The organism is Micromonospora purpureochromogenes, assembly GCF_900091515.1.
Taxonomy (GTDB): Bacteria; Actinomycetota; Actinomycetes; order Mycobacteriales; family Micromonosporaceae; genus Micromonospora; species Micromonospora purpureochromogenes.
The window spans coordinates 1,624,330-1,645,570 of the sequence record NZ_LT607410.1; the positions used below are offsets into that span (position 1 = coordinate 1,624,330).

At 73.7% G+C, this 21,241-nt stretch carries 23 protein-coding genes; 10 read left to right on the forward strand and 13 right to left on the reverse strand.

Annotated elements, in window-relative coordinates; genetic code table 11:
- Positions 1-188: 188 nt before the first annotated feature.
- Positions 189-389 carry a hypothetical protein gene (locus GA0074696_RS07605; RefSeq protein ID WP_088964417.1) on the forward strand — a complete coding sequence of 67 codons (201 nt, stop codon included), beginning with the start codon at positions 189-191 and terminating at the stop codon, positions 387-389.
- 151 nt (positions 390-540) lie between these two features.
- Here GA0074696_RS07605 and GA0074696_RS07610 read toward each other — a convergent pair whose 3' ends face one another.
- Genes GA0074696_RS07610 through GA0074696_RS07625 form a run of 4 tightly spaced genes read right to left on the reverse strand, consistent with a single transcriptional unit; the run spans position 541 to position 3,814 of the window.
- A complete protein-coding gene (locus GA0074696_RS07610; RefSeq protein ID WP_088960432.1) occupies positions 541-1,104 on the reverse strand; it encodes an RrF2 family transcriptional regulator in 564 nt (187 codons plus the stop codon).
- Between the two features lies 1 nt (position 1,105).
- Complete coding sequence (locus tag GA0074696_RS07615; RefSeq protein WP_088960433.1) at positions 1,106-1,990, reverse strand: ABC transporter permease; 885 nt, start codon at positions 1,988-1,990, stop codon at positions 1,106-1,108.
- Positions 1,980-2,759, reverse strand: coding sequence for an ABC transporter ATP-binding protein (locus GA0074696_RS07620; RefSeq protein ID WP_088960434.1), 780 nt, complete (start codon positions 2,757-2,759; stop codon positions 1,980-1,982). The genes GA0074696_RS07615 and GA0074696_RS07620 overlap by 11 nt, the downstream gene beginning before the upstream one ends.
- A complete protein-coding gene (locus GA0074696_RS07625) occupies positions 2,756-3,814 on the reverse strand; it encodes an ABC transporter substrate-binding protein (protein WP_088960435.1) in 1,059 nt (352 codons plus the stop codon). Before GA0074696_RS07625 ends, GA0074696_RS07620 begins: the two co-directional genes overlap by 4 nt.
- 268 nt (positions 3,815-4,082) lie before the next feature.
- On the opposite strand from GA0074696_RS07625, the gene GA0074696_RS07630 reads away from it, so the two are divergent.
- The 3 genes from GA0074696_RS07630 (at position 4,083) to nudC (ending at position 7,848) form a co-directional block, all read left to right on the forward strand.
- Entirely contained in the window at positions 4,083-5,393 is a 1,311-nt protein-coding gene (locus GA0074696_RS07630) for a M16 family metallopeptidase (RefSeq protein WP_088960436.1), read from the forward strand.
- Between the two features lie 173 nt (positions 5,394-5,566).
- Positions 5,567-6,904 (forward strand): M16 family metallopeptidase, encoded by a 1,338-nt coding sequence (locus tag GA0074696_RS07635; protein ID WP_088960437.1) that lies wholly within the window; start codon positions 5,567-5,569, stop codon positions 6,902-6,904.
- Entirely contained in the window at positions 6,901-7,848 is a 948-nt protein-coding gene (nudC, locus tag GA0074696_RS07640; protein WP_088960438.1) for an NAD(+) diphosphatase, read from the forward strand. The genes GA0074696_RS07635 and nudC overlap by 4 nt, the downstream gene beginning before the upstream one ends.
- Before the next feature lie 156 nt (positions 7,849-8,004).
- On the opposite strand, the gene GA0074696_RS07645 is transcribed toward nudC, so the two are convergent.
- The 3 genes from GA0074696_RS07645 to GA0074696_RS07655 form a co-directional block, all read right to left on the reverse strand.
- Positions 8,005-8,280: a hypothetical protein gene (locus tag GA0074696_RS07645; protein WP_088960439.1), complete on the reverse strand. Its 276-nt coding sequence runs from the start codon at positions 8,278-8,280 to the stop codon at positions 8,005-8,007.
- A gap of 216 nt (positions 8,281-8,496) precedes the next feature.
- Positions 8,497-8,730: a DUF397 domain-containing protein gene (locus GA0074696_RS07650; protein WP_088960440.1), complete on the reverse strand. Its 234-nt coding sequence runs from the start codon at positions 8,728-8,730 to the stop codon at positions 8,497-8,499.
- A 73-nt stretch (positions 8,731-8,803) separates the two neighbouring features.
- Complete coding sequence (locus GA0074696_RS07655) at positions 8,804-9,778, reverse strand: helix-turn-helix domain-containing protein (RefSeq protein WP_088960441.1); 975 nt, start codon at positions 9,776-9,778, stop codon at positions 8,804-8,806.
- 229 nt (positions 9,779-10,007) lie between these two features.
- Here GA0074696_RS07655 and GA0074696_RS07660 point away from each other — a divergent pair, with 229 nt between their 5' ends.
- A complete protein-coding gene (locus GA0074696_RS07660; RefSeq protein ID WP_088960442.1) occupies positions 10,008-11,267 on the forward strand; it encodes an MFS transporter in 1,260 nt (419 codons plus the stop codon).
- Positions 11,268-11,338: 71 nt separating this feature from the next.
- Here the strand turns inward: GA0074696_RS07660 and GA0074696_RS07665 are convergent, their stop codons facing one another.
- A complete protein-coding gene (locus tag GA0074696_RS07665; RefSeq protein ID WP_088960443.1) occupies positions 11,339-11,581 on the reverse strand; it encodes a mycoredoxin in 243 nt (80 codons plus the stop codon).
- A 93-nt stretch (positions 11,582-11,674) separates the two neighbouring features.
- On the opposite strand from GA0074696_RS07665, the gene GA0074696_RS07670 reads away from it, so the two are divergent.
- The 3 genes from GA0074696_RS07670 to GA0074696_RS07680 all read left to right on the forward strand — a co-directional run bounded on the left by GA0074696_RS07670 (position 11,675) and on the right by GA0074696_RS07680 (position 14,714).
- Positions 11,675-13,840, forward strand: a complete 2,166-nt coding sequence (locus tag GA0074696_RS07670) for an ATP-dependent DNA helicase UvrD2 (RefSeq protein ID WP_088960444.1) — start codon at positions 11,675-11,677, stop codon at positions 13,838-13,840.
- 124 nt (positions 13,841-13,964) lie between these two features.
- Positions 13,965-14,219, forward strand: a complete 255-nt coding sequence (locus GA0074696_RS07675; protein ID WP_088964418.1) for a hypothetical protein — start codon at positions 13,965-13,967, stop codon at positions 14,217-14,219.
- 129 nt (positions 14,220-14,348) lie between these two features.
- Complete coding sequence (locus GA0074696_RS07680; protein ID WP_088960445.1) at positions 14,349-14,714, forward strand: WhiB family transcriptional regulator; 366 nt, start codon at positions 14,349-14,351, stop codon at positions 14,712-14,714.
- A gap of 300 nt (positions 14,715-15,014) precedes the next feature.
- Here the strand turns inward: GA0074696_RS07680 and GA0074696_RS07690 are convergent, their stop codons facing one another.
- The 4 genes from GA0074696_RS07690 to GA0074696_RS31130 all read right to left on the reverse strand — a co-directional run bounded on the left by GA0074696_RS07690 (position 15,015) and on the right by GA0074696_RS31130 (position 17,976).
- Complete coding sequence (locus GA0074696_RS07690) at positions 15,015-16,346, reverse strand: ABC1 kinase family protein (protein ID WP_088960447.1); 1,332 nt, start codon at positions 16,344-16,346, stop codon at positions 15,015-15,017.
- Positions 16,343-16,531, reverse strand: a complete 189-nt coding sequence (locus GA0074696_RS07695; RefSeq protein WP_088960448.1) for a hypothetical protein — start codon at positions 16,529-16,531, stop codon at positions 16,343-16,345. Before GA0074696_RS07695 ends, GA0074696_RS07690 begins: the two co-directional genes overlap by 4 nt.
- Positions 16,510-17,604: a ThiF family adenylyltransferase gene (locus GA0074696_RS07700; RefSeq protein ID WP_088960449.1), complete on the reverse strand. Its 1,095-nt coding sequence runs from the start codon at positions 17,602-17,604 to the stop codon at positions 16,510-16,512. Before GA0074696_RS07700 ends, GA0074696_RS07695 begins: the two co-directional genes overlap by 22 nt.
- 204 nt (positions 17,605-17,808) lie before the next feature.
- Positions 17,809-17,976 (reverse strand): DUF5679 domain-containing protein, encoded by a 168-nt coding sequence (locus tag GA0074696_RS31130; RefSeq protein WP_012014940.1) that lies wholly within the window; start codon positions 17,974-17,976, stop codon positions 17,809-17,811.
- A gap of 513 nt (positions 17,977-18,489) precedes the next feature.
- Here GA0074696_RS31130 and GA0074696_RS07710 point away from each other — a divergent pair.
- Both GA0074696_RS07710 and GA0074696_RS07715 read left to right on the forward strand, forming a co-directional pair.
- Entirely contained in the window at positions 18,490-19,020 is a 531-nt protein-coding gene (locus tag GA0074696_RS07710) for a M48 metallopeptidase family protein (RefSeq protein ID WP_088960451.1), read from the forward strand.
- Between the two features lie 139 nt (positions 19,021-19,159).
- Positions 19,160-19,768: a hypothetical protein gene (locus tag GA0074696_RS07715; RefSeq protein ID WP_088960452.1), complete on the forward strand. Its 609-nt coding sequence runs from the start codon at positions 19,160-19,162 to the stop codon at positions 19,766-19,768.
- A 96-nt stretch (positions 19,769-19,864) separates the two neighbouring features.
- Here the strand turns inward: GA0074696_RS07715 and GA0074696_RS07720 are convergent, their stop codons facing one another.
- A complete protein-coding gene (locus GA0074696_RS07720) occupies positions 19,865-21,100 on the reverse strand; it encodes a zinc-dependent metalloprotease (protein ID WP_172894211.1) in 1,236 nt (411 codons plus the stop codon).
- Positions 21,101-21,241 lie beyond the last annotated feature (141 nt).

The window sequence follows — 21,241 nt, forward strand, 5'->3', positions numbered from 1 at the left end:
CGCGGCTCGCCGGCGATCGTCGACGTGGCGGGGCCGGACGGCCACGCTGGGTGAACGTTCGGCCGGCTGAGTCGGCAAACAGGCGAGGTTGGGTCCGATCGGCGACTGTCCGGAGGCCCCTGCCTGATCGAAGCTGGTACCCGGGGGGAAGACCCGGCCGGGGGCGGCCGGGCGCGGGAGGGGTGACCATGGCGGGCGACGCCGATTCGGGGGCGGTGCGCGAGCTGCTGGTGGTGTTGGCGGTGGCGGGCGCGGGGCTGGTGCTCGCCATGGTCGCGGCGTTCGCGCCCTGGCACCCGAGGCCGGGGCGCGCCGCCCCGGCCGGGCTGGTCGAACTGCGCAGCCCGGCCGGCTCGGCCGGCCCGGCGGTGGAGTTGACCTCCGGCTAGCCGGGGATGGTCCGGGGACCGCGGCCGGCGAGGGGCCGGCACGCGGGGGGCCGGCCTCCGGCTGACCGGGGGCGGTCCCGCGACCGCGGCCGGCGAGGGGCCGGCACGCGGGGGTGGCCGGTCGGGCTCCGGGGGGAGGACCGACCGGCCGTCACCCGATTGCGGACCGCTCGCGGCGGACCAGCAGGTCGGCCAGCGTGGTCCGGTCGACCACCACGGCGATCGCGCCGTGCACCGCGAGCCAGACGTCCCGCAGCCCCGTCGCCACGCCGTGGTAGCCGGCGTCCTCCGCCGGCAGGCCGCGCACCGTGGTCAGCGAGCCGCCGACGGCGCGCAGCACGTCTCCGACGCTGATCTCCCCGGCGGGCCGGGTCAGCGCGTACCCGCCCTCGGTGCCGCGGTGGCTGTGCAGCAGCCCGGCCCGGCGCAGGTCCAGCAGGATGCCCTGGAGGAAGCTGAGCGGGATGCCCTGGCTCTCCGCCAGGGCCGCCGCCTTCACCAGCTCGCCGCCGGCCCCGCCGGGCGCTGTCGGGCCGTCGGCCGGCCCCGACCCGCCGGTCGGTCCGGACCGGGAGCCGGTTGACGTACCCGACCCGCCCGCCGGGACGGACCCGGGCGGCGACTCCGAGCCCGCCGGCCCGCCCGCGCCGCCGGTCGAGGCGGCGACGGCGAGCATCGCCCGGAGCGCGTAGTCGCTGCGCGCGGAGACGTACACGTCACTGACCGGCCTGGTCCAGCACGCCCCAGCGGCGCCGGATCGCCTTGTCCGCCGCGCCGAAGGCCGCGTCGACGAGCAGGCCGACGACCAGGATCACGATCATCGTGGCGAGCAGCCAGGGCGAGTCCGCCAGCTCCCGGGCGTAGGTGAGCTGCGCGCCGAGCGAGGTCTGCGAGATGCCGACCACGAGCAGCTCACCGGCCATCAGGCTGCGCCAGGAGAAGGCCCAGCCCTGCTTCAGGCCGGCCACGATCGCCGGCAGCGCGGCCGGCGCGATGACGTACCGGTAGAGGTTGAGTCCCCGGGCGCCGAGGTTGCGGCCGGCGCGCAGCAGCAGCGGCGGCACGTAGTCGACGCCGCTGATCACCCCGTTGGCGATGGACGGCGCGGCCCCGAGCACCACCACGAAGAAGATCGCCTTCTCGCTCAGCTCGAACAGCAGGATCGCCAGCGGGAACCAGGCGATGGACGGCATGGTCTGCAGGGCGGTGATCATCGAGCCGATGGCCGCCCGGAGCACCCGGGACCGGGCCACCGCGAGGCCGACCAGCAGGCCCACCGCGACCGAGAAGACGTACCCGACGGCAGCCCGGCGCAGCGTGATCGCGATGCCCTGCCACAGCTGGGCGCCGCTCGCCTGCCGGATCAGCTCCTCGCCCACCACCACCGGCCCCGGCAGCGACCACGGCGGCTTCCAGCCGCTCCAGACCACCACCTGCCAGATGCCGATGGCCAGGGCCAGCGCGGCGAGTTTCGGCCAGGTGGCCGCCCAGAGCCGGGCGCCCCGGGAGGCCTCCTTCTCCCGACCGGCGATCTCCAGCGCGTCCAGCCCGGAGATCTCCGCGTCGGTACGCGGCGTCCCAGTGAGGGTGTCACCGGCCATGACGGCCCACCTCCGTACGAAGTCGGTCGGTGACCTCGGCGGCGATCGCGGCGACCTCCGGGGAGTCGATGCGCCGGGGTCGGGGCACGTCCACCTCGGTCGACCAGATGATCCGGCCGGGTCGGCTGCTGAGCAGGATGATCCGATCGGCGAGCCGGGCCGCCTCGCGGACGTTGTGGGTCACGAAGAGCACCGACAGCTTCCGCTCGGACCAGATCCGCTCCAGCTCGTCGTGCAGGATGTCCCGGGTCATCGCGTCCAGCGCGCCGAACGGCTCGTCCATCAGCAGGATCGGGGTGTCGAGGGCCAGGGTGCGGGCCAGCGCGACCCGCTGGCGCATCCCGCCGGAGAGTTCGTGCGGGCGCTTGCGGCCGAAGTCGGCCAGGTGGACGGTGCGCAGCAGCTCCGCCACCCGCTCGCGCCGCTCGGCCCGGGGCAGCCCACGCAGCTTCAGCGGCACCTCCACGTTGGCCTCGACGGTCAGCCACGGAAAGAGCGCCGGCTCCTGGAACATCAGCCCCGGGCTCGCGTCGCCGGCCAGCGCGATCCGCCCACCGCTGGTCCGGTCCAGGCCGGCCACCAGGTTGAGCAGCGTGCTCTTGCCGCAGCCGGAGGCGCCGACCAGGCAGACGAACTCGCCGGGCGCGACGTCGAGGCTCACCCCGTCGAGGGCGAGGACGGCGTTCGCCCCGCGCCCGTACACCTTGGTCACGCCGGAGAGCGCGACCGCGGTGGTCGCGCTCTTCGGCGCCGTCGTGGTCGACGTCATGGCTGGGCCACCTCGGTCTTGCCCTGCGTCTTGAGCACCTCGTTGAGGTACGTCAGGTCGTACAGGCCGTCGAGGCTGACCGGCTGGGTGAGTTCCACCGCGACCGCGTGGTCGAGCCCGGTCTTCAGTGAGGAGGCGATGGGATCGTTGGTGAACTCCAGGGTGGGCCACGCCTGCTTGATCAGCTTCAGGTCGAGCGGCTTGCCGGTGATCTTGCCGATGTGGTCGGAGATGGCCTGCTGGGACTCGTCCGGCTTGGTGTTGACGAACTCGTTCGCGGCGACCTGCCCCTCGACCAGCTTCTTCACCACGTCCGGGTGGGCCTTGAGGAACTTGGTGCTGACGATCAGGTTGGTGATGACGAACTTCCGGTCCGGCCAGAGGTCGCGCTCGTCGACGAGCACCTTGCCGCCAGCGTTGACCAGCCGGGAGACGAACGGCTCGGGCACCCACGCGCCGTCGATCGCGCCACTGCCGAAGGTCTCCACCGTCTGGGCGTTCTCCTGGGGCACCACCGTGACGTCGCCGCCGCCCTCCTTGGTGGTCTTCAGGCCCTTCTCCTTGAGCCAGTAGCGCAGCGCCACGTCCTGGGTGTTGCCCAGCTGCGGGGTGGCGATCTTCTTGCCGCGAAGCTGCTCGACCGAGGTGATCTCCGGCTTGACCACCAGAGCCACGCCGCCGGAGGCGGCGCCGGAGATCACCCGGACCGCCTCGCCCTTGGACTTGGAGAAGGCGTTCACGGTCGGGTTCGGACCGATGTACGTCGCGTCGAGCGCGCCGGAGAAGACCGCCTCGATGGCGGCGGGGCCGGCGTTGAAGGTCTTGGTCTCCAGCTTGACGTCGGTGCCGAGCTTCTGGGCGAAGATGCCCTTCTCCACGCCGACCACGGCCGGAGCGTGAGTGATGTTGGGGAAGTAGCCCAGCCGCAGGGTGACCGGGCCGGAGCCGCCGGCCTCGCTGTCATCGCCGCACGCCGCCGTGGTCCCCGCCGTCGCCACGCCGATGACGGCGAGGGTGGCGAGGGAGACCAACCGACGGAAGGGGAGCCGTCTCATCGTCCATCCAATCCGCAGTATTCCTACTTAGTTGGTAGGAAGAGTGGGGCAGCGGTCGGCCGGCGTCAAGACCCATCCACGATCCGGGACGGCCTGCCCGGAAATCTCGGCAATTCCCACCTGTTCGGTGGGGTTGCCGGCGTCGCTCGGTCGACCGCCGTACCGCCGTCCGGCGGCGCACCACCTCCCGCGCCGGAGCACCCGCCGGTGCCGACCGCTGCGCCAAGGTCGCCGGTGCCGGGGGTGCCGACGCGCTAAGGTCGATCTCGTGCCGACGCGCAGAGTCAGAATCCCCGCGACGAAATATCCGGTTGAGCGGTACACCCTCGACAACGGCCTGCGGGTGGTCCTCACCCCCGATCGCAGCGCCCCGGTCATCGGGGTAGCGGTCGTCTACGACGTCGGCATCCGGTCCGAGCCCGAGGGGCGTACCGGCTTCGCCCACCTCTTCGAGCACCTGATGTTCCAGGGCTCGGAGAACCTGGAGAAGCTGGCCCACTTCCGGCACGTCCAGGGCGCCGGCGGCACCTTCAACGGCTCCACCCACCTGGACTACACCGACTACTTCGAGACGCTGCCGAGCAACGCCCTGGAACGGGCGCTGTTCCTGGAGGCCGACCGGATGCGCGGCCCCCGGCTGACCGAGGAGAACCTGCGCAACCAGGTCGACGTGGTCAAGGAGGAGATCCGGGTCAACGTGCTGAACCGGCCGTACGGCGGCTTCCCGTGGCTGACCCTGCCGCCGGTCATGTTCGACACCTTCCCCAACGCGCACGACGGCTACGGCTCCTTCGTCGACCTGGAGTCGGCCACCGTCGCCGACGCCGCGGACTTCTTCCGCCGCTACTACGCCAGCGGCAACGCCGTGCTGGCGGTCAGCGGGGACATCGACGTCGCCGAGACGACGACCCTGATCGAGCGGCACTTCTCCGACGTGCCGGCCCGACCCGCGCCGCGGCGGCCCGACTTCACCGAGCCGGACCTCACCGTCGAGCGGCGCAGCACGTACACCGACACGCTGGCGCCGCTGCCGGCGGTCGCCGGGGCCTGGCGGGTGCCCGATCCGATCGACGACTTCGCCGGCTACCTGCCCTACGTGGTGCTGGCCGAGGTGCTCACCGACGGCGACGCCTCCCGGCTGGTGGAGCGGCTGGTCCAGCGGGACCGGACGGTCACCGGCCTCGGCGGCTACCTCGGCTTCATGGGCGACCCGTTCGACGTGCGCGACCCCACCGCGCTGCTGCTCCAGGCGCACCTGCCCCCCAGCGGGGACGTGGACAAGGTGCTGCGCACCATCGACGAGGAGGTGGACCGGCTGGCCACCGACGGGCTGACCGAGGGCGAGCTGGCGCGTACCCAGGCCAGGATGGCCACCCACCTGCTGCGGGACACCGACGCGGTGCTCGGCCGGGCGCTGCGGATGGCCGTGCTGGAACAGCAGCGCGGCGAGCCGGGCCTGCTCAACGAGCTGCCCCGGCTGGTCGGCGAGGTCACCGAGGAGCAGGTCCGGGCCGCCGCCGCCACCCTGCGGCCGGAGCGCCGCGCCGCCGTCGAGGTCATTCCCGGAGGTGCCCGGTGAGCGCGAGGAGTGAGCCGGGTTTGCGAGCCCCGCAGTCGCGAACGGAGGTGACCCGGTGAGCGCGAGGAGTGAGCCGGGTTTGCGAGCCCCGCAGTCGCGAACGGAGGTGGCCCGGTGAGCGCGAGGAGTGAGCCGGTGTTGCGAGCCCCGCAGTCGCGAACGGAGGTGACCCGGTGACGACGACCGCCCCCGCCACGCCGCGCGCGCTGCCGGCGCTCGGCCCCACCCGCAAGCTCAAGGTGCCGAAGCAGGCCGAGCGGCGGCTCGCCAACGGGCTCACCGTGATCGCGGTACGCCGCCCCGCCGTGCCCCTGGTCGAGCTGCGGCTGTGGATGCCGTTCGGCCGCACGCACCTGGCCCGCGGCGCGATGCTCTCGCAGACCATCCTTTCCGGCACCCAGACCCACACCGCCACCCAGATCGCCGCCGAGTTGCAGAAGGTCGGCGGCGGGCTGTCGGCGGGCATCGACCCGGACCGGCTCATGCTCTCCGGGGCCGCCCTGGTCACCGGCCTGGACCGGATGCTGGAGCTGGCGGCCGACGTGCTGACCGACGCGACGTACCCGGCCGACTGGGTCGGCACCGAGCGGGACCGGCTGATCGACCGGATCCAGGTGGCGCAGAGCCAGCCGGCGCACCTGGCCCGGACGGCCCTGCTCAAGCGGATCTACGGCAGCCACTCGTACGCGGTGCAGACCCCGGAGCCCGAGCAGGTCCGCGCGGTGAAGCCGCCGGCGCTGCGCAAGCTGCACGCCGAGCGGGTGCACCCGGCCGAGGCGGTGCTGGTGCTGGTCGGCGACGTGCGGCCGGAGCGGGCGCTGGACGCTGCCGAGCAGACGCTGAGCGGCTGGCGCGGCGACACCCGGGGCGTCGACCTGCCGCCGACCCCGCCGCTGGAGCCCGGTCCGCTGCTGCTGGTCGACCGGCCCGGCTCGGTGCAGTCCTCGCTGCGCATGGCGCTGCCGGCGGTGCCGCGCACCCATCCGGACCACGCCGCGCTGCAACTGGCCAACCTGGTCTTCGGCGGCTACTTCTCCTCCCACTGGGTGGAGAACATCCGTGAGGACAAGGGCTACACGTACGGGCCGCACTCGTCGGTCGAGCACTCGGTCGCCGGCTCGGTGCTGGTCGCCGCCGCCGAGGTGGCCACCGAGGTGACCGGGCCGGCGCTGCTGGAGACGACGTACGAGCTGGGCCGGCTCGCCTCGCTGCCGCCGAAGCCGGACGAGCTGGAGCAGGCCCGCCAGTACGCCCTGGGCACCCTTCAGCTCGGCATGTCCACGCAGGCCGGTCTCGCCTCGCTGACCAGTGCGTACGCCGGCAACGGGCTGCGACTGGACTTCCTGGCCGAGCACGCCGCCCGGCTGGCCAGGGCGACCGCCGAGGACGTCGCGGAGGTCGCGGCCCGCTACCTCGCCCCGGCGAAGGCGGTGACTGTGGTGCTGGGCGACGCCGACCGGATCGAGGGACAGCTGGCCGCGCTGACCCCGGTGCGCCGGGAGTCGGCGTGAGCGGCGAGCCCGCCCCGCCGCTGGCCCGCACCACCCTGGACCGGGCGGCGCACCGGCGTACCGACCCGGACTGGCTGGCGCAGGCCTGGCAGCGGTCCCGGGTGCTGGTGCTCGACTCGTCGCGGGAGGGGATGGCGCTGGTCCGTACCGATGCCAACCCGCCGGCGCTGGTGCTGCGCGAGCCGGCCGAGCTGGACGGGATCGCCGATGCCGCGCCGCTCTTCCTCGGCCTGGAGCCGGACGGGGCGCCGGTCTTCGCGGTGGACGCGCCGCTGCCTGATCTGCCGGGCACCCGGACGGCGCACCTGCGGGACGTCGGGCACCTGCTCAGCGACCGGGACGCGGGCATCTTCACCACCGCGCTGGCGCTGGTCAACTGGCATCTCGGGCACGGCTGGTCGCCGCGGACGGGGCACCGGACGGAGATCGACGAGGGTGGCTGGTCCCGGGTGGACGCGCAGGGCCACCGGGCCTGGCCGCGGACCGACCCGGCGATGATCGTGCTGGTGCACGACGGGGTGGACGGCCCGGACGGGCGCTGCCTGCTCGGCAACAACGCGACCTGGCCAAGCACGGCGGGGGAGCGGCGCTTCTCCTGCCTGGCCGGCTACGTCGAGCCGGGGGAGTCGGCCGAGGCGGCCGTGCTGCGCGAGGTGCACGAGGAGGTCGGGGTCGCGGTCGAGCGGATCGGGTACGCGGGCAGCCAGGCCTGGCCGTTCCCCGGCTCGCTGATGCTCGGTTTCCTGGCCGAGGCGGACCCGGAGGCGCCGGTCCTCCTCGACCCGACCGAGATCGCGTACGCCCGCTGGTTCACCCGCCGGGAGGTCGGCGCGGTGCTGGCCGGGCGGGCGGTGGACGCCGGCGACGGGGACCGGGTGATCCTGCCGCCGCCCTCCTCGATCGCCCTCTTCCTCATCCACCGCTGGCTGGACGGGCACTGCTGACCGGCTGACGGCCCGAGAGCCCGGGCCTCGACGCGGTCCCGGCCCGGGACCGTCGTTGCCGCGACGATCCCGGGCCGGGAACACGGACCGTCGTGGCGGATGAGGCGAGGAACACGGCGGGGGAGCCGGTCCGACCACGGCGGACGTCGGTGGTTCTCAGGTGACCCTGGCCTCCCACCACTCCTGGTGGACGACGCCGGGCTCGTCGAGCGGGAGCACCTTGACCCGTTGCCGGCCGGACCGGACGGCGCCGACGGTGGACAGCGCGCGGGCGAGCAGCAGCGCGGCGTCGCGGTCCTCGGCGTGCACGATCTGACGGCGCGGCTCGGGCGCGGTCGTTTCGTCCCGCAGCCGGCCGCCACCGGCCCAGGCGGCGGCGATGTCGTTGTCGGCGGCGGTACGGATGTCGGTACGAACGATCAGGAAACGCATGGCTGTCTCCGGATGGACCGCGACGGGGCGAGCACGCTGTGGAAGTTCCACGTCACTCTTTCGTCATGTTACGCCCGCGCGTCGTCCCAGCAAGTGAAACGCGGCCATCCGTCCGGTCTCATCCGATCATCTGATGCCTGGTCAGGACGTTCGCCCCGGCGGAGACGACGAGAGGCCGGCGGCGGTGTGCCGACGGCCCCTCGCTGCGTCACCGGATCAGTTCAGATCGAACTGCCCGTTCTTCGCCCCGCCGACGAAGCCGAGCCAGCCGGCCCGGTTGAACAGCAGGACGGGCCCGCTCGGGTCCTTGCTGTCCCGCAGCGCGACCACGGTCGGACTGGCTCCCAGCGGCGCCACCTCCACACAGTTCGAGGTCTGGCTGCGGGTGCTCTTGCGCCACGGGGCGTCGGCGAGCTGCCGGGCGGAGACGGTGTTGCGGATGTCGTTCATGGTTCTGCTCCTGCTCCTGGAACTCCGATGGAGGACGAGTGACCTGCCCGGCCCCGACGGAGTCCGGTGTGGATCACCGTTCCGTCAGGCGCCCGGAGTGTCGCCGGCGCTGGACCGGCGCCGCCGACCCGTGGGCCGACGTGGACGGGGCTGCCGAGTCGGTCAGCCGCCCCGTCGCCTCGAAGAGCCAGGAGAGGGTGTCCGATGCGGAGAGCGCCGCCGAGCACAGCCACTCGAAGGCCACTTTATAGCGATTTACCGGGTTTGCCTCGTGTGACATGACGTCGATGAAGCCGCCTTCGATCGCCAGGGTCTCCGGATCCTGGGGATCGGCGAACCGGTAGAGCGAGAAGGCGGTCGGCGGCAGGTAGAAATCGCCGATCACCGTGTCGCGTTGCAGCAGGTGCAGCGTGACGTTGGGAAGGATGGCCAGCTCACAGAGCTTCACCAGCTGCTCGTGCAGCACCTCCGGCGGCCCGGCCCGGCGGCCCAGCGCGGCCTCCTCCAGCACCGCCGTGTAGCGCGGGCCGTCGACCCGGTCCAACAACGACTGGCGGGCGAGCCGGGCGCGTACCTCGGTCTCCGGGTCCTCGCCGGCCTCGGGGTCGCCGGTCGCGCTGGCCGCCCGGTCGGCCGAGACGATCCGCAGCCGGGCGTAGCCGGGGGTCTGGAGCAGCCCCGGCACCAGCACCGGGTTGTACTCGCGGATCTCCGCGCAGCCGGCCTCGATCTCCGCCCAGCCGAGCTGCTGCTGCGTCATCACCGGGTACGACTTGCGCCAACCGCGCATGTCGCCGGCCTCGTGGGTGATCCCGATCAGGTCGTCGCACAGCTCCGGCTCGGCGCCGTAGAGGTCGAGCAGGAGGCGTACGTCGTCCGGGTCCGGGCGGCTGCGCCCGTTCTCCAGCCGGGACAGCTTGGACGCCGACGCCCAGCCGATCCGCTCGATGACCTGGTCGCCGGTGAGTCCCGCCGCCTCGCGCAGGCGGCGCAGTTCGGTGCCGAGCCTGCGTCGGCGCAGGATCGGACTGGGTACGGCAGGAGGCACGGGTGTCCTCTTTCGCCTCGACCGCCGCGGGTGGCGACGGTAACTGTATGAAATTCGCCCCCCACGGTCAGTATGGACGGCGCGACCGGTGCCGGAGGTTCCGGCGAGGGCGTGTCACGAGACAAAAAGAGGACTGTGGAAGGTGTCGGCCGTCCGGGCGACGATGACCGGGTCGGCCGCACCTCCCCCTGACGCGCCGACCGGCGCCATCCCCGCGGAGGGAACCCTCATGCGCACCGTCCTGCGCCGCCCCGACTTCCGACTGCTCTTCGGCGCGCTGCTGGCCAGCATGGCCGCCGAGTCGATCCTGCTGCTCGCGCTCGCCATCTGGGTGAAGGATCTGACCGGCTCCGACGGGCTGGCCGGCGCCACCATCTTCGCGATCATCGCCCCGATGACGCTGGCGCCGCTGGTGGGCTGGGTGGTCGACCGCTACCGCCGGCGGCCGTTCTTCGTCGCCGCGAACCTGGGCACCGCCATGCTGCTCACCCCACTTTTCGCGGTCCGGGACCGCGCCGATGTCTGGATCATCTACGTGGTGGCCGCGCTGTACGGCTTGTCGTATCTCACGCTCAGCGCGACGCTCAGCGGCCTGATCCGGCAGCTGGTGCCGAGCGAGCTGCTCGCCGACGCGAACGGGGCGCTGCAGACCGTGCGGCAGGGGCTGCGGCTCGGCGGCCCGCTGGCCGGGGCGGCCCTCTACGCGGCGGTCGGTGGCTGGCTGCTCGCCACCCTGGCGATGGTCGGGTTCGTCACCGCCGCCGCCGTGGTCGGGCTGCTCCGGGTGGCCGAGGCCGAACCGGCGGCGGCCACCCTGCGCTGGCCGGCCGAGCTGGGCGCCGGGCTGCAGCACCTGGCCGGCGAGCCGGCGCTGCGCCGGGCTCTGCTCGGGTACGGGCTGGGCTCGCTGGTGATGGGCTTCAGCGAGTCGCTGATCTTCGCCTACGTCGACCAGGGGCTGGACCGCGACGCCGCGTTCGTCGGGGTGCTGGTCACCGTGCAGGGGGTGGGTGGGCTGGTGGGCGGCCTGCTCTCACCCGCCGTGGTACGCCGGGTCGGCGAGGTCGGGGCGCTCGCCGCCGGGGTGACCTTCTTCGGCCCGGCCGCGCTGGCGCTGGCCTGGCCGGACCTCCGGCTCGGGGTGCTGGCGCTACTGCTGGCCGGGGTCTCGTTGCCGCTGACCATGGTGGGGCTCGCCACGCTGATCCAGCGGCGCACCCCGCCCCGGCTGCTGGGCCGGGTCGCCGCGGCGTCCGAGGCGCTGGTCAGTGGCCCGCAGGCCTGCTCCATCGGGGCGGGCGCGCTGCTCGTCGGGGTGTTCGACTACCGGCTGCTGTTCGTCCTGGTCGGGGTGGTCACCACCGCCGCCGGCGCCTGGCTCTGGCGTGGCCGCCGCCTCTCCCCGCCGCCCGGGTCACCCGCTGGAGTCCCGGCGCCCCGCCGCCCCCACCCGGCCGAACACCTCACCCCCGACGCCACCCGGCTCTGAGTGCCCGCCCCCGGACACGGAAAAAGCGGCCGTTCCGGGGGGAACGACCACTTTTCCGGACTGCTGTGGGGTCAGCCGGCGAGGCTGGCCAGGTGCTGCTTGACCTGGGTGATGGAGGGGTTGGTCAGGGCGGTGCCGTCGGCGAAGCGGAGCGTGGGGACGGTCTGGTTGCCGCCGTTGACGCTCATCACGAAGTCGGCCGCCTTCGGGTCCTGCTCGATGTCGACCACCTCGTACCCGATGCCCTCCCGGTCCAGCTGCGACTTGAGCCGGTGGCAGTAGCCGCACCACGGGGTGGAATACATCGTCAACATGGTCAGGTCCTCCAAGTGATCGCGTCGCCCGGCCTGTCGTTCAGGTCAGGCTAACCGCTGCAACATCAGCGGGAGCTGAGATGATTCCTCGCTGTGGTGGTTCACTCAGCGGCGGAACTCGTGCTCGCCGGGCTCGACCCGGAGCAGCGCGCGGCCGTGACCGCTCCGGCCGGCCCGGTCTGCATCCTGGCCGGCGCGGGCACCGGCAAGACCCGCGCGGTGACCTCCCGGATCGCCCATCGCGCGCTCACCGGCGAGATATCTCCCCGGCACGTGCTGGCGGTCACCTTCACCGCCCGGGCCGCCGCCGAGATGCGGGCCCGTCTCACCGTGCTCGGGGTGTCCGGTGTCCAGGCGCGGACCTTCCACGCGGCGGCGCTGCGCCAGGTGCGCTACTTCGCGCCCCGGCTGCTGGAGGGGCGCGCCATGCCCGAGCTGCTGGACAGCAAGGTGCGGGTGGTCACCCTGGCCGCCGCCAAGGTCGGCCTGCGCGCCGACCGGGCCGCCGCGCGCGACCTCGCCGGCGAGATCGAGTGGGCCAAGTCGTCGCTGGTCGAGCCGGGTGAGTACGCGGTCGCCGCGGCCAAGGCGCTGCGCGAGACGCCGTACGAGCCGGCGAAGGTGGCCGAGGTCTTCGCCGCGTACGAGCGGCTCAAGCGCTCCAACGGCGTGATCGACTTCGAGGACATGCTGCGCGCCGCGGTCTGGGGGATCGAGGAGCACCGGGACGTCGCCGAGCAGGTGCGCGGCCAGTACCGGCACTTCGTCGTCGACGAGTACCAGGACGTCAACCCGTTGCAGCAGCGGCTGCTGGACGCCTGGCTCGGCGGCCGGGACGACCTGACCGTGGTGGGCGACGCCAGCCAGACGATCTACTCGTTCACCGGGGCCACCTCGTCGTACCTGGTCGACTTCCCGCGCCGGCACCGGGGCGCGACGGTGGTCCGGCTGGTCCGCGACTACCGCTCCACCCCGCAGGTGGTCGGGCTGGCCAACGCGGTGATCTCGCAGGCCCGGGGCGCCGAGGCGCGGCTGCGGCTGGAGCTGCACGGGCAGCGCCCGCCGGGGCCCGAGCCGGAGCTGCGGATCTTCACCGACGAGCCGGCCGAGGCGAACGCCGTCGCCGCCCGCTGCCGGGCCCTGGTCGACGGGGGCACCCCGGCCAAGGAGATCGCCGTGCTGTTCCGGACCAACGCGCAGTCCGAGGCGTACGAGAAGGCGCTGACCGAGGCCGGCGTGCCGTACGTGGTGCAGGGGGCCGAGCGGTTCTTCGAGCGGGTCGAGGTGCGCCAGGCGATGGTCGCGCTGCGGGCCGCCACCCGCTCGATCCCGGGGGAGACCCCGCTGCCGACCGCCGTGGTCGAGGCGCTCGCCGCGGTGGGCTGGGCCCCCGACGCGCCCCCGCCCGGCGGCGCCGCGCGGGAACGGTGGGAGGCGCTGGCCGCGCTGGTCCAGCTCGCCGAGGAGTACGCAGCCACGTCGGAGGTGCTGCCGATCGGCGAGGCCGCCGCGGTGGAGCGGCCGGTGACCCTGAGCGACTTCAACGAGGAACTGGCCCGCCGGGCCACTCAGCAGCACGTGCCGACCGTCGACGGGGTGACGCTGGCGTCGCTGCACTCGGCCAAGGGGCTGGAGTGGGACGCGGTCTTCCTGGTCGGGCTCTCCGAGGGCACCCTGCCCACCACGTACGCCCGTACCCCGGAGCAGGTCGAGGAGGAGCGCCGGCTGCTCTACGTGGGCATCACCCGCGCCCGGCAGTGGCTCTGGCTGTCGTACGCCTCGGCCCGCTCGCCCGGCGGCCGGGCCCGGCGGCCGTCCCGGTTCCTGCCGCAGCTGGACCGCTCCGGCGGCGGCGAGCGGGCCGGCGGCGGCGTGCCGAAGCGCACCGCCGCGCGTCGTCCCGCCACCCAGATCGTCTCCTGCCGGATCTGCGGCGCGACCCTGCTCGCCGGCCCGGACCGCAAGCTGGGCCGCTGCCCGACCTGCCCGTCCGACATCGACGAGGACCTGTACGAGCGGCTGCGGGACTGGCGGGCCCGGGTGGCCGGCGCGCAGAAGGTCCCGGCGTACGTGGTCTTCACCGACGCCACCCTGACCGCGCTGGCCGAGCGGCGTCCCGGGCGGACCGAGGAGCTGATCGCCATCGCCGGGATCGGGCCCCGCAAGCTGGGCCTCTACGGCGAGGCGGTGCTGGCCCTGGTGGACGGTGCGGCGGTGGACGACATCGCGCCGGAGAAAAGTTTCGAGATCTCGTCGTAAATTCGTTTGCCCTCGCCCCCGGGCGAGGAATAGCCTCATGGCACACCTCGGGAGCGGCGCCATTCCGGCTGCTCACGGGGTGGGAGACCAAGTCGGCACGAGGAACGTGAGGGAGGTGGCACCCGTGGAGATCTTCACCTATGAGCGTCCGGCGGCGATGCCAGCTGCCTGCGCTCCGCTGTCGACTGTCCGGGTGGCCCTTGCCGCCACGCGACCGTCGGTTCCGCAGGTGCACCAGGTCCAGGCTCAGGCCGAGCTGACCCTGACCGTCGCGCCGATCGGAGTCGAGGGGACCAGTGGCTTCACGGGCATGGGCATCGGTGTCGCCAAGAAGCGCACGGATGTCCGCGGCGTTCCACCTCGAGGTAGACCGGTCTGAATCCAGACCACCGGCTCACCTCGAGGCCGCGGAACCCGCTCACCGGGATCCGCGGCCTCAGTTTTTTGCCCGCCGTACGTCGGAAATGCGATCCACGAGATCGAAGTGTGAGAGAGAGGTGACCGGGCGATGAGTCTGGCGTTGGCCCCGCTCGACGTGAGCGTCGAGATGGAGGCGAACCTGCCCTGCCGGAAGTTCGACCCTGACCTGTGGTTCTCCGACCAGCCCGCCGAGCTGGAGTTGGCCAAGTCGCTCTGCGGGGACTGCCCGCTGCGCGTCGAGTGCCTGGCCGGTGCGGTGGAGCGGGCGGAGCCGTGGGGCGTCTGGGGCGGCGAGATCTTCGAGCGTGGCGCGGTCGTCCCGCGCAAGCGGCCCCGTGGCCGTCCGCGCAAGGAGGACCTCGCCCGCGACGCGGCGCTCCGGGTCGAGGCCGAGGCGCGACTGGTGGCCAGTGGTGTGGCCACGTCGCGCAACGCGGTCCGGCTGGCGGCCTGACAACTTCCCGTTCCAACCCCGCCGGTGTCCGACACCGGCCGCGAGAAAGCCGAAACCGATGCTGCTGAACTACCCGAACGGAACCGAGATGCAACTACTCCACGAAGCGTTGTCCCGTGCCCGAATGCGCCGGCCTCAGGCCGGTCGTACCACCACGAGCACTGAGGCAGCCCGTTCCGCCCGTACCGTCGCGATGAAGAGCCGGAGCCAGTCGGCTCGCGACCTGGGCGCTCTCTAGATCCCTACCAATGCGCGGGGGCGGTGACCGGAATCCGGTCACCGCCCCCGCGTCGTTGCCGGTCAGGCCACCGGCGCGAAGCCGGGCAGCCAGCGTTCCAGGATCCCCCGGTACGGCGCCTTGGCCTCCAACTGGCACAGCACCCCGATCGAACCCAGCGTCACGCGGTGGATCATCAGGTACGACGGGGGCAGGTTGAGCTGCCGGCCGAGCTGGTAGGTCGGCGACTTCGGGCTGGCCAGGCGGGCCGCCTCGGACCGCAGCCAGGCCCGGGTGAACCGGAATTCCTCGGCGGCGATCGGTTCCAGCATCGGCCGCAGGAAGTCGAGCACCGCCTGGGCGTCGATCGGCTCGGTGGAGCTGACGAAGCCCTCCTTCCGCAGGCCGTCCACCACCCCGTCCGCGTCGCCGCGCAACGCCAGCCCGGCGATCCGGCCGATCGGCTCCGGGGTGCCCTCCGGCATCCGGGCCACCGCGCCGAAGTCGATCACGCCGAGCCGGCCGTCGGGCAGCAGCCGGAAGTTGCCGGGGTGCGGATCGGCGTGCAGCAGGCCGGCCCGGGGTGGGGCGGAGAGGTGCAGCGTCGCCATCAGCCGGCCCGCCTCGTCCCGCTGCTCCTCGGTGCCCTCGCGGATGATGTCCGCCAGCGGCGTCCCCTCGATCCACTCGGTGACCAGCACCCGGGGCGAGCTGGAGAGCACGGCCGGGATGAAGATCTCCGGGTCGTCGGCGTACGCGGCGGCGAAGGCCCGCTGCGACTCGGCCTCCAGCTCGTAGTCCAGCTCCTCGGTGACCCGCTCCCGCAGCTCGACCAGCAGCGGCTTGACGTCCAGACCCGGCTGGATGGCCCGGAACATCCCGCCCAACCGGGAGAGCTGCTTGAGGTCGGCGAGCAGGGCGTCACCGGCACCCGGATACTGGATCTTGACGGCGGCGGTCCGCGCCTCGCCGGTCTCCGGGTCCCGCCAGATCGCCTTGTGCACCTGCCCGATGCTCGCCGCGGCGGCCGGAGTGTCGTTGAACTCGACGAACCGGTCCCGCCAGTTCGGCCCGAGCTGCTCGGCGAGCACCTTGTGCACGCTCGCCACGGGCAGCGGCGGGGCCGCCTCCTGGAGCTTGGTCAACGCCTGCCGGTAGGGGGCGGCGATCTCCTCCGGCAGCGCCGCCTCGAAGACCGACAGCGCCTGACCGAACTTCATCGCCCCGCCCTTGAGCTGCCCGAGGACGCTGAAGAGCTGCTCGGCGGTGCGTTGCTGGATCTCGGCGGAGATGACGTCGGAGGCGAGCCCGGTGACGCGCTTACCCATGCCGAGGACGGTCCGCCCGGCGAAGCCGAGCGGCAGAGCGGCGAGCTTGGCGGTCCGGGACACGGCCCGGCGCGGGATGTCGGTCACTTGGTCATTGTTACCGACTCGGTGGGCTCGCTGCTGCTGGAGAAGCCGGGCTCGGCCCGGCTTCCCTCCTCCGCGCCCCCTCCGGCCCCACCCGCCCCGCCGCCCGAGGCGACGCGCCGCCCGACCTCGCCGCCGGCCGTCCCCCGCTGCTGCGGGCGGCCGGTCAGCGCCGGCGGCCGGCGCATCCGCAGGAGGGGTGCGGCGGCCACATCCGGCGCCGGAACCGGCCCGCCGCGCCGATCTCCACGGCACAGCCGAGCGTTTCCGGAGCGCCGCCGTCGAGGTGGGCCAGCGCCTCGGCGGCCGCGTACCCGACGGCGGCGAGCAGGGTCGCGGCGGCGCACGCCTGGTCGGCCGGGTCCGCCGCGAGCTGGGCGGCGAGCCCGGGCCAGCCCGGGTCCCGGTCGGCCCGGTGCAGGTCCAGGCAGTGCAGGCAGGGGCCGACCGGCGGTCGCACCAGCGGCCCGACCACGGGTACGCCCTCGCGCAGGCCGAGCAGCAGGTGCGGTTGGCGGCGCTGGGCGTATCCGGCGGCGAGCAGGGCGGCCGGCCGGTCGGCGCCGAGGTGGACCACCAGCTCCACCCGGCCGCGGCGCAACGGGCGGGTCTGCGTGCCGGGGGCGGTCCGGCCGATCGCCGAGCGGAGCGCGGCGGCCAGCGGGCGTCCCACGTCGGGCGCGGCCAGCCCGGTGCCGACCAGGTCAGCGGGGCCGGCCGTGCCGGTGAGCTCGGGTGCCACGTGACCCACTCCGGCCTGTGCCAACGCGACGGCGACCGGGCCGCCGAGCCGGCCGGCGCCGGCGACCACCACCCGGGCGGCCCGCCGCCGGCGCAGCACCTGCGCCGGGGTGCCGGGCAGGGTGGGCGCGGCCAGCGCGAGCGCCCCGGCCTCCGCGGCGAGGCGGCTGCGCGCCGGACCGGCCAGGTCCCGGGGGAGCAGCGTGTGCGCGGGTACGACCAGACCGGCGGCGCGCAGCGCGTCCAGCAGTTCGCGGGCCTCGTCCGGGCCGATCCGGGCGGCCGCGGCGTCGGCCAGGACGCCGCGCTCGCTGCGGCTGCCGTCGAGCAGGTCGAGCAGGCGCGCGGCGCGCGGGTCGGCGACCTCGAGCAGGACGGCGCGCCCCGGGTCGAGCCCGAGTTGCAGGGTGTGCCGGTCGCGCCAGAGCCGGGTCAGGCCGGGCAGCAGCGTCGGGCGGGGCAGGGGCGGGCGGGAGAGGGTCGGGTGGGCCGGGCGGGTCGGGCGGGTCGACGGGCTCATGACGACGGATCGTGACCGAGCCGGCGCTGTCCGTCGATCGTTGTCCACAGGTGTGCGGCGCCCTGTCCAGCGCTGTCCACAGGAAGCGGCGGGATATCCACAACCGGCGGGTAACTCTGTCGCCCTCCCGACAGCGTCGTCCCCCAGGGAACGGCGCGGGGGAGGGGCGGCCGCCGGCCGCCCCTCCCCCGGAACGCGTACGGGTCAGACCTTGGCCTTGCCCAGGATGCGGTTCACTGTTGTGCCGCACACCGGACACTTGCCCTTGGCCATGTTCATCCCGGTCTTCGAAACCTCGACGCGCCCCTCGAAGTCCCGCTTCTCCTTGCACTTGACGCAGTAACCGTTGTAGGTCTGGGCCTGGTCGGCCACGGTAGCCTCCTCGTCTCGTCCGCCGGGCGAGCCGGCCCGGCGGGTCTCCCGGCGGCGGGCCATGCGGGGCCCAGGCGCTGGGTCTTTCTCCGCGGACACCTTCGTGACCGCTGGTTGGCGGACCCTACCCAGATCTGGGCGAATCCATGTCAGCTGTGCATCGACACTGTGAGGAAGTCGACGTCGAGAGTGTGCATGCCGGAATGGGCCGGATTAGTGAGTTTGCCGGGGACACGCCGGTTGGAGACCCGCAAACACGCCCGTACGGGGCCCGAGCGGCGCTGCGGACGGTGATCACCTACGGTGGGTGGGACGCGAGCGTCGAGTGCCTCCCCGGCCACCACGAAGGGTGATCGGGGCGGCCCGACATGGTCATCCACAGTTTTTTTCGGGACTCCTCGCGATCAACCACCATTTTCCGGGCGCGTGTCGCGGTGTTGACTCTTGCGGACCCCTGGTCAGTACGCATTAGCTTTCCCTCGTGGCAGGAATGCACGGCTGCGCGGCCCACTGATGGCTGGGGCGCGGAAGCCGGTCGTCGAGGTACGGCGCAGTCAGCGCCGGCGACGCACGGTGTCCGCCTACCGCGACGGGGAGCGGGTCGTGGTGCTGATCCCCGACCAGTTCTCCCGGGCCGAGGAGAGCGAGTGGGTCGACCGGATGCTCGCCCGGCTCGCCGCCCGTGAGGGCCGGCTCGCCCGCTCCGACACCGAACTGCTCGACCGGGCGCTGCGCCTGATCAACCTCTACCTCCCCGACCAGGGCAGCGACGCCCTGCCCGCCAGCGTCCGCTGGGTCACCAACCAGAACGGCCGGTGGGGTTCCTGCACCCCGGCCGACCGGACCATCCGGATCTCGCACCGCCTGCAGGACATGCCGGACTGGGTGCTCGACTACGTGCTGCTGCACGAGCTGGCGCACCTGATCGTGCCCAGCCACAACGCCCGGTTCTGGGAGCTCGTCGCCCGGTACCCGAAGACCGAGCGGGCCCGCGGCTACCTGGAAGGCGTCGCCGCCGCCTCCGCCGTACCCGTTGCCGGCTGACCCCGCACCGCTCCGCCCGCACCGCTCCCGCCGCCGCGCGATGATCGACTCCAGGTGGCCGACGGGACGGCCGCCGTCCGCCTCGGACACCGCCATCTCGGCGACCCGGAGTCGATCACCCGGACGTTAGGGTCGGAGGGTGACCCGACGTGTGGTGGTGGCGTTGCTCGGCCCGGTGACCTGGGCGCCGCCGGGAATCGATCCGGTGGACTGGCGTACCGCGCTGGCTGAGGACACCGTCGACATGCTCGCCACGCTCAGCGAGGTGGAGACCGCGGTGGCGGTCACCCCGGCGGACCGCTGGCTCGCCGACGCCGTGATCTGGCCGGGTACCGCCGTGCACGAGGTGGCCGAGCCGACGGTGAACGCCGTACTGGCCGCGCTGACCGGGTACGACCAGGCGGCCGTGGTGGCCGCTGACGCCCCGGACCTGCCCGGCCTGACCCTGGGCAAGCTGCTCCGTCCGCTCACCAGCCGGCCCGTGGCGGTCGCCCCGGTCGAGGGGGAGGGGCCCGGCCTGCTCGGGGTGGCGACCCGGCTGCCCGTACCCGGCTGGTTGCCCGCGCTGGACCTCGACGCGGCGGTGCCGGCGGACGTGCGCCGCGCGGCGCCGGCCCCGGGCGACGTGGCGGTCACTCCCGCCTGGCGGCGGCTGCGCGGCCCGGCCGACCTGGCCGCGCTGAACCCGGCGGTCGAGGGCTGGGAGGCCACCCGGGCACTCCTCTCCGGCCCCGCCCGCCGAGGCTGACCGCCCACGGCCTGCCGATGGGCGACCCACCGGAGGGGCGTGCGGACGCCGCCGGCCGGGCGCGCGTGGTGCGCGGCCCGGCCGGTGCGGTGCGGATCAGGACTTGTCGGTGTCGTCCCCGGAGTCGTCGGAGCGGGGCGGGGTGCCGCCGCCCGGCGCCTGCTCCTCCGGGCCGCCCGGCGCGGTGAAGTCGAAGTTCGCCAGCTCGTCGTCGAGGTCGAGCTGGGCGGTCGCGAAGGCCACCGGGTCGGCGAAGTCGTCGTCGGAGGGGAGCAGGTCGGGGTGGCCCCAGACCGCGTCCCGGCCGGAGATGCCCCGGTGCGTGGTGAGCGCGGCCCAGAGCGCCGACGCCTCGCGCAGCCGGCGCGGCCGCAGCTCCAGTCCGACCAGCGCGGCGAAGGTCTGCTCGGCCGGACCGCCGGCGGCCCGGCGCCGGCGGAACGCCTCGCCGAGGCGGACCACGTTGGGCAGGCGCTCGCCGGCGGCGTTGTCGACCACGTGGCAGACCCAGCCCTCGACCAGCGCGAGCACCGTCTCCAGGCGGGCCAGGGACGCCTTCTGCGCCGGGGTGTCCTCCGGCGTGAAGATGCCCTCCAGGGCGATGGCCTGCATCGACTCCGGGTCGGTCGGGTCGACCCGGCCCATCGCCTCCTCGATCGCCTCCCGGTTGACCCGGATGCCGGAGGCGTAGTTCTCCACCGCGGTCAGCACGTGCCCGCGCAGCCACGGGACGTGCTCGAAGAGCCGCTGGTGGGCGGCCTCGCGCAGGGCGACGTAGAGGCGTACCTCGTCCTCGGGCAGTTCCAGGCCCTCGCCGTACGCCCGGATGTTGGCCGGGATGAGCGCGGCGGTGCCGGCCGGGCCCAGCGGCAGGCCGATGTCGCCGGCCGAGAGCACCTCGGCGGCGAGCGAGCCGAGCGCCTGGCCGAGCTGCCCGCCGAAGAGCGCCCCGCCCAGGGTCGCCACCATCGACTGCATCGGGCCGAGCTGGGCCCGCGCCTCCGGCGGCACCAGGTCGCCCATCGCGCCGACCATCCGGCTGGCCACCGGGTCGCAGAGCTTGCGCCAGACGTCGAGGGTCTTGTAGATCCACTCGTTGCGGTTCCACGCCACGGAGGTGCGGATGCCGGACGGCAGCGCGGAGGCCGGCTCCAGCCAGAGGTCGGCGATGCGCAGCGCCTCCTCCACCGCGTGCCGCTCGTACGGCGACACCGCCGGGTCGCCCGCGGCGGCGAGCTGGCTGGCGGCCACCTGCCGGGCCAGGTCCCAGTTGACCGGCCCGCTGCCCGACGCGGAGAGCAGGTGCTGCAACTGCGACATGAACTGCTGCATCTGCGCGGGATCGTTGGGGTCTGGTGGTTGCCCACCCGGGAGCGCGAAACCGAACGGAATATCAGGCACGACGTCTACGGTACGCGCGCCGCGCCCCAGGTCGCCCTCGCTGTCGTTGCGCTGAGGGCGAAGTCGGCCTCG

What these genes read in the sequence shown, in the direction of transcription:
- GA0074696_RS07605 (WP_088964417.1), top strand. Translation starts at nt 189, where the DNA reads ATGGCGGGCGACGCCGATTCGGGGGCGGTGCGCGAGCTGCTGGTGGTG.
- GA0074696_RS07615 (WP_088960433.1), bottom strand. Translation starts at nt 1,990, where the DNA reads ATGGCCGGTGACACCCTCACTGGGACGCCGCGTACCGACGCGGAGATC.
- GA0074696_RS07620 (WP_088960434.1), bottom strand. Translation starts at nt 2,759, where the DNA reads ATGACGTCGACCACGACGGCGCCGAAGAGCGCGACCACCGCGGTCGCG.
- GA0074696_RS07625 (WP_088960435.1), bottom strand. Translation starts at nt 3,814, where the DNA reads ATGAGACGGCTCCCCTTCCGTCGGTTGGTCTCCCTCGCCACCCTCGCC.
- GA0074696_RS07645 (WP_088960439.1), bottom strand. Translation starts at nt 8,280, where the DNA reads ATGCGTTTCCTGATCGTTCGTACCGACATCCGTACCGCCGCCGACAAC.
- GA0074696_RS07650 (WP_088960440.1), bottom strand. Translation starts at nt 8,730, where the DNA reads ATGAACGACATCCGCAACACCGTCTCCGCCCGGCAGCTCGCCGACGCC.
- GA0074696_RS07660 (WP_088960442.1), top strand. Translation starts at nt 10,008, where the DNA reads ATGCGCACCGTCCTGCGCCGCCCCGACTTCCGACTGCTCTTCGGCGCG.
- GA0074696_RS07665 (WP_088960443.1), bottom strand. Translation starts at nt 11,581, where the DNA reads ATGTTGACGATGTATTCCACCCCGTGGTGCGGCTACTGCCACCGGCTC.
- GA0074696_RS07680 (WP_088960445.1), top strand. Translation starts at nt 14,349, where the DNA reads ATGAGTCTGGCGTTGGCCCCGCTCGACGTGAGCGTCGAGATGGAGGCG.
- GA0074696_RS07695 (WP_088960448.1), bottom strand. Translation starts at nt 16,531, where the DNA reads ATGCGCCGGCCGCCGGCGCTGACCGGCCGCCCGCAGCAGCGGGGGACG.
- GA0074696_RS07700 (WP_088960449.1), bottom strand. Translation starts at nt 17,604, where the DNA reads ATGAGCCCGTCGACCCGCCCGACCCGCCCGGCCCACCCGACCCTCTCC.
- GA0074696_RS07710 (WP_088960451.1), top strand. Translation starts at nt 18,490, where the DNA reads ATGGCTGGGGCGCGGAAGCCGGTCGTCGAGGTACGGCGCAGTCAGCGC.
- GA0074696_RS07720 (WP_172894211.1), bottom strand. Translation starts at nt 21,100, where the DNA reads ATGCAGCAGTTCATGTCGCAGTTGCAGCACCTGCTCTCCGCGTCGGGC.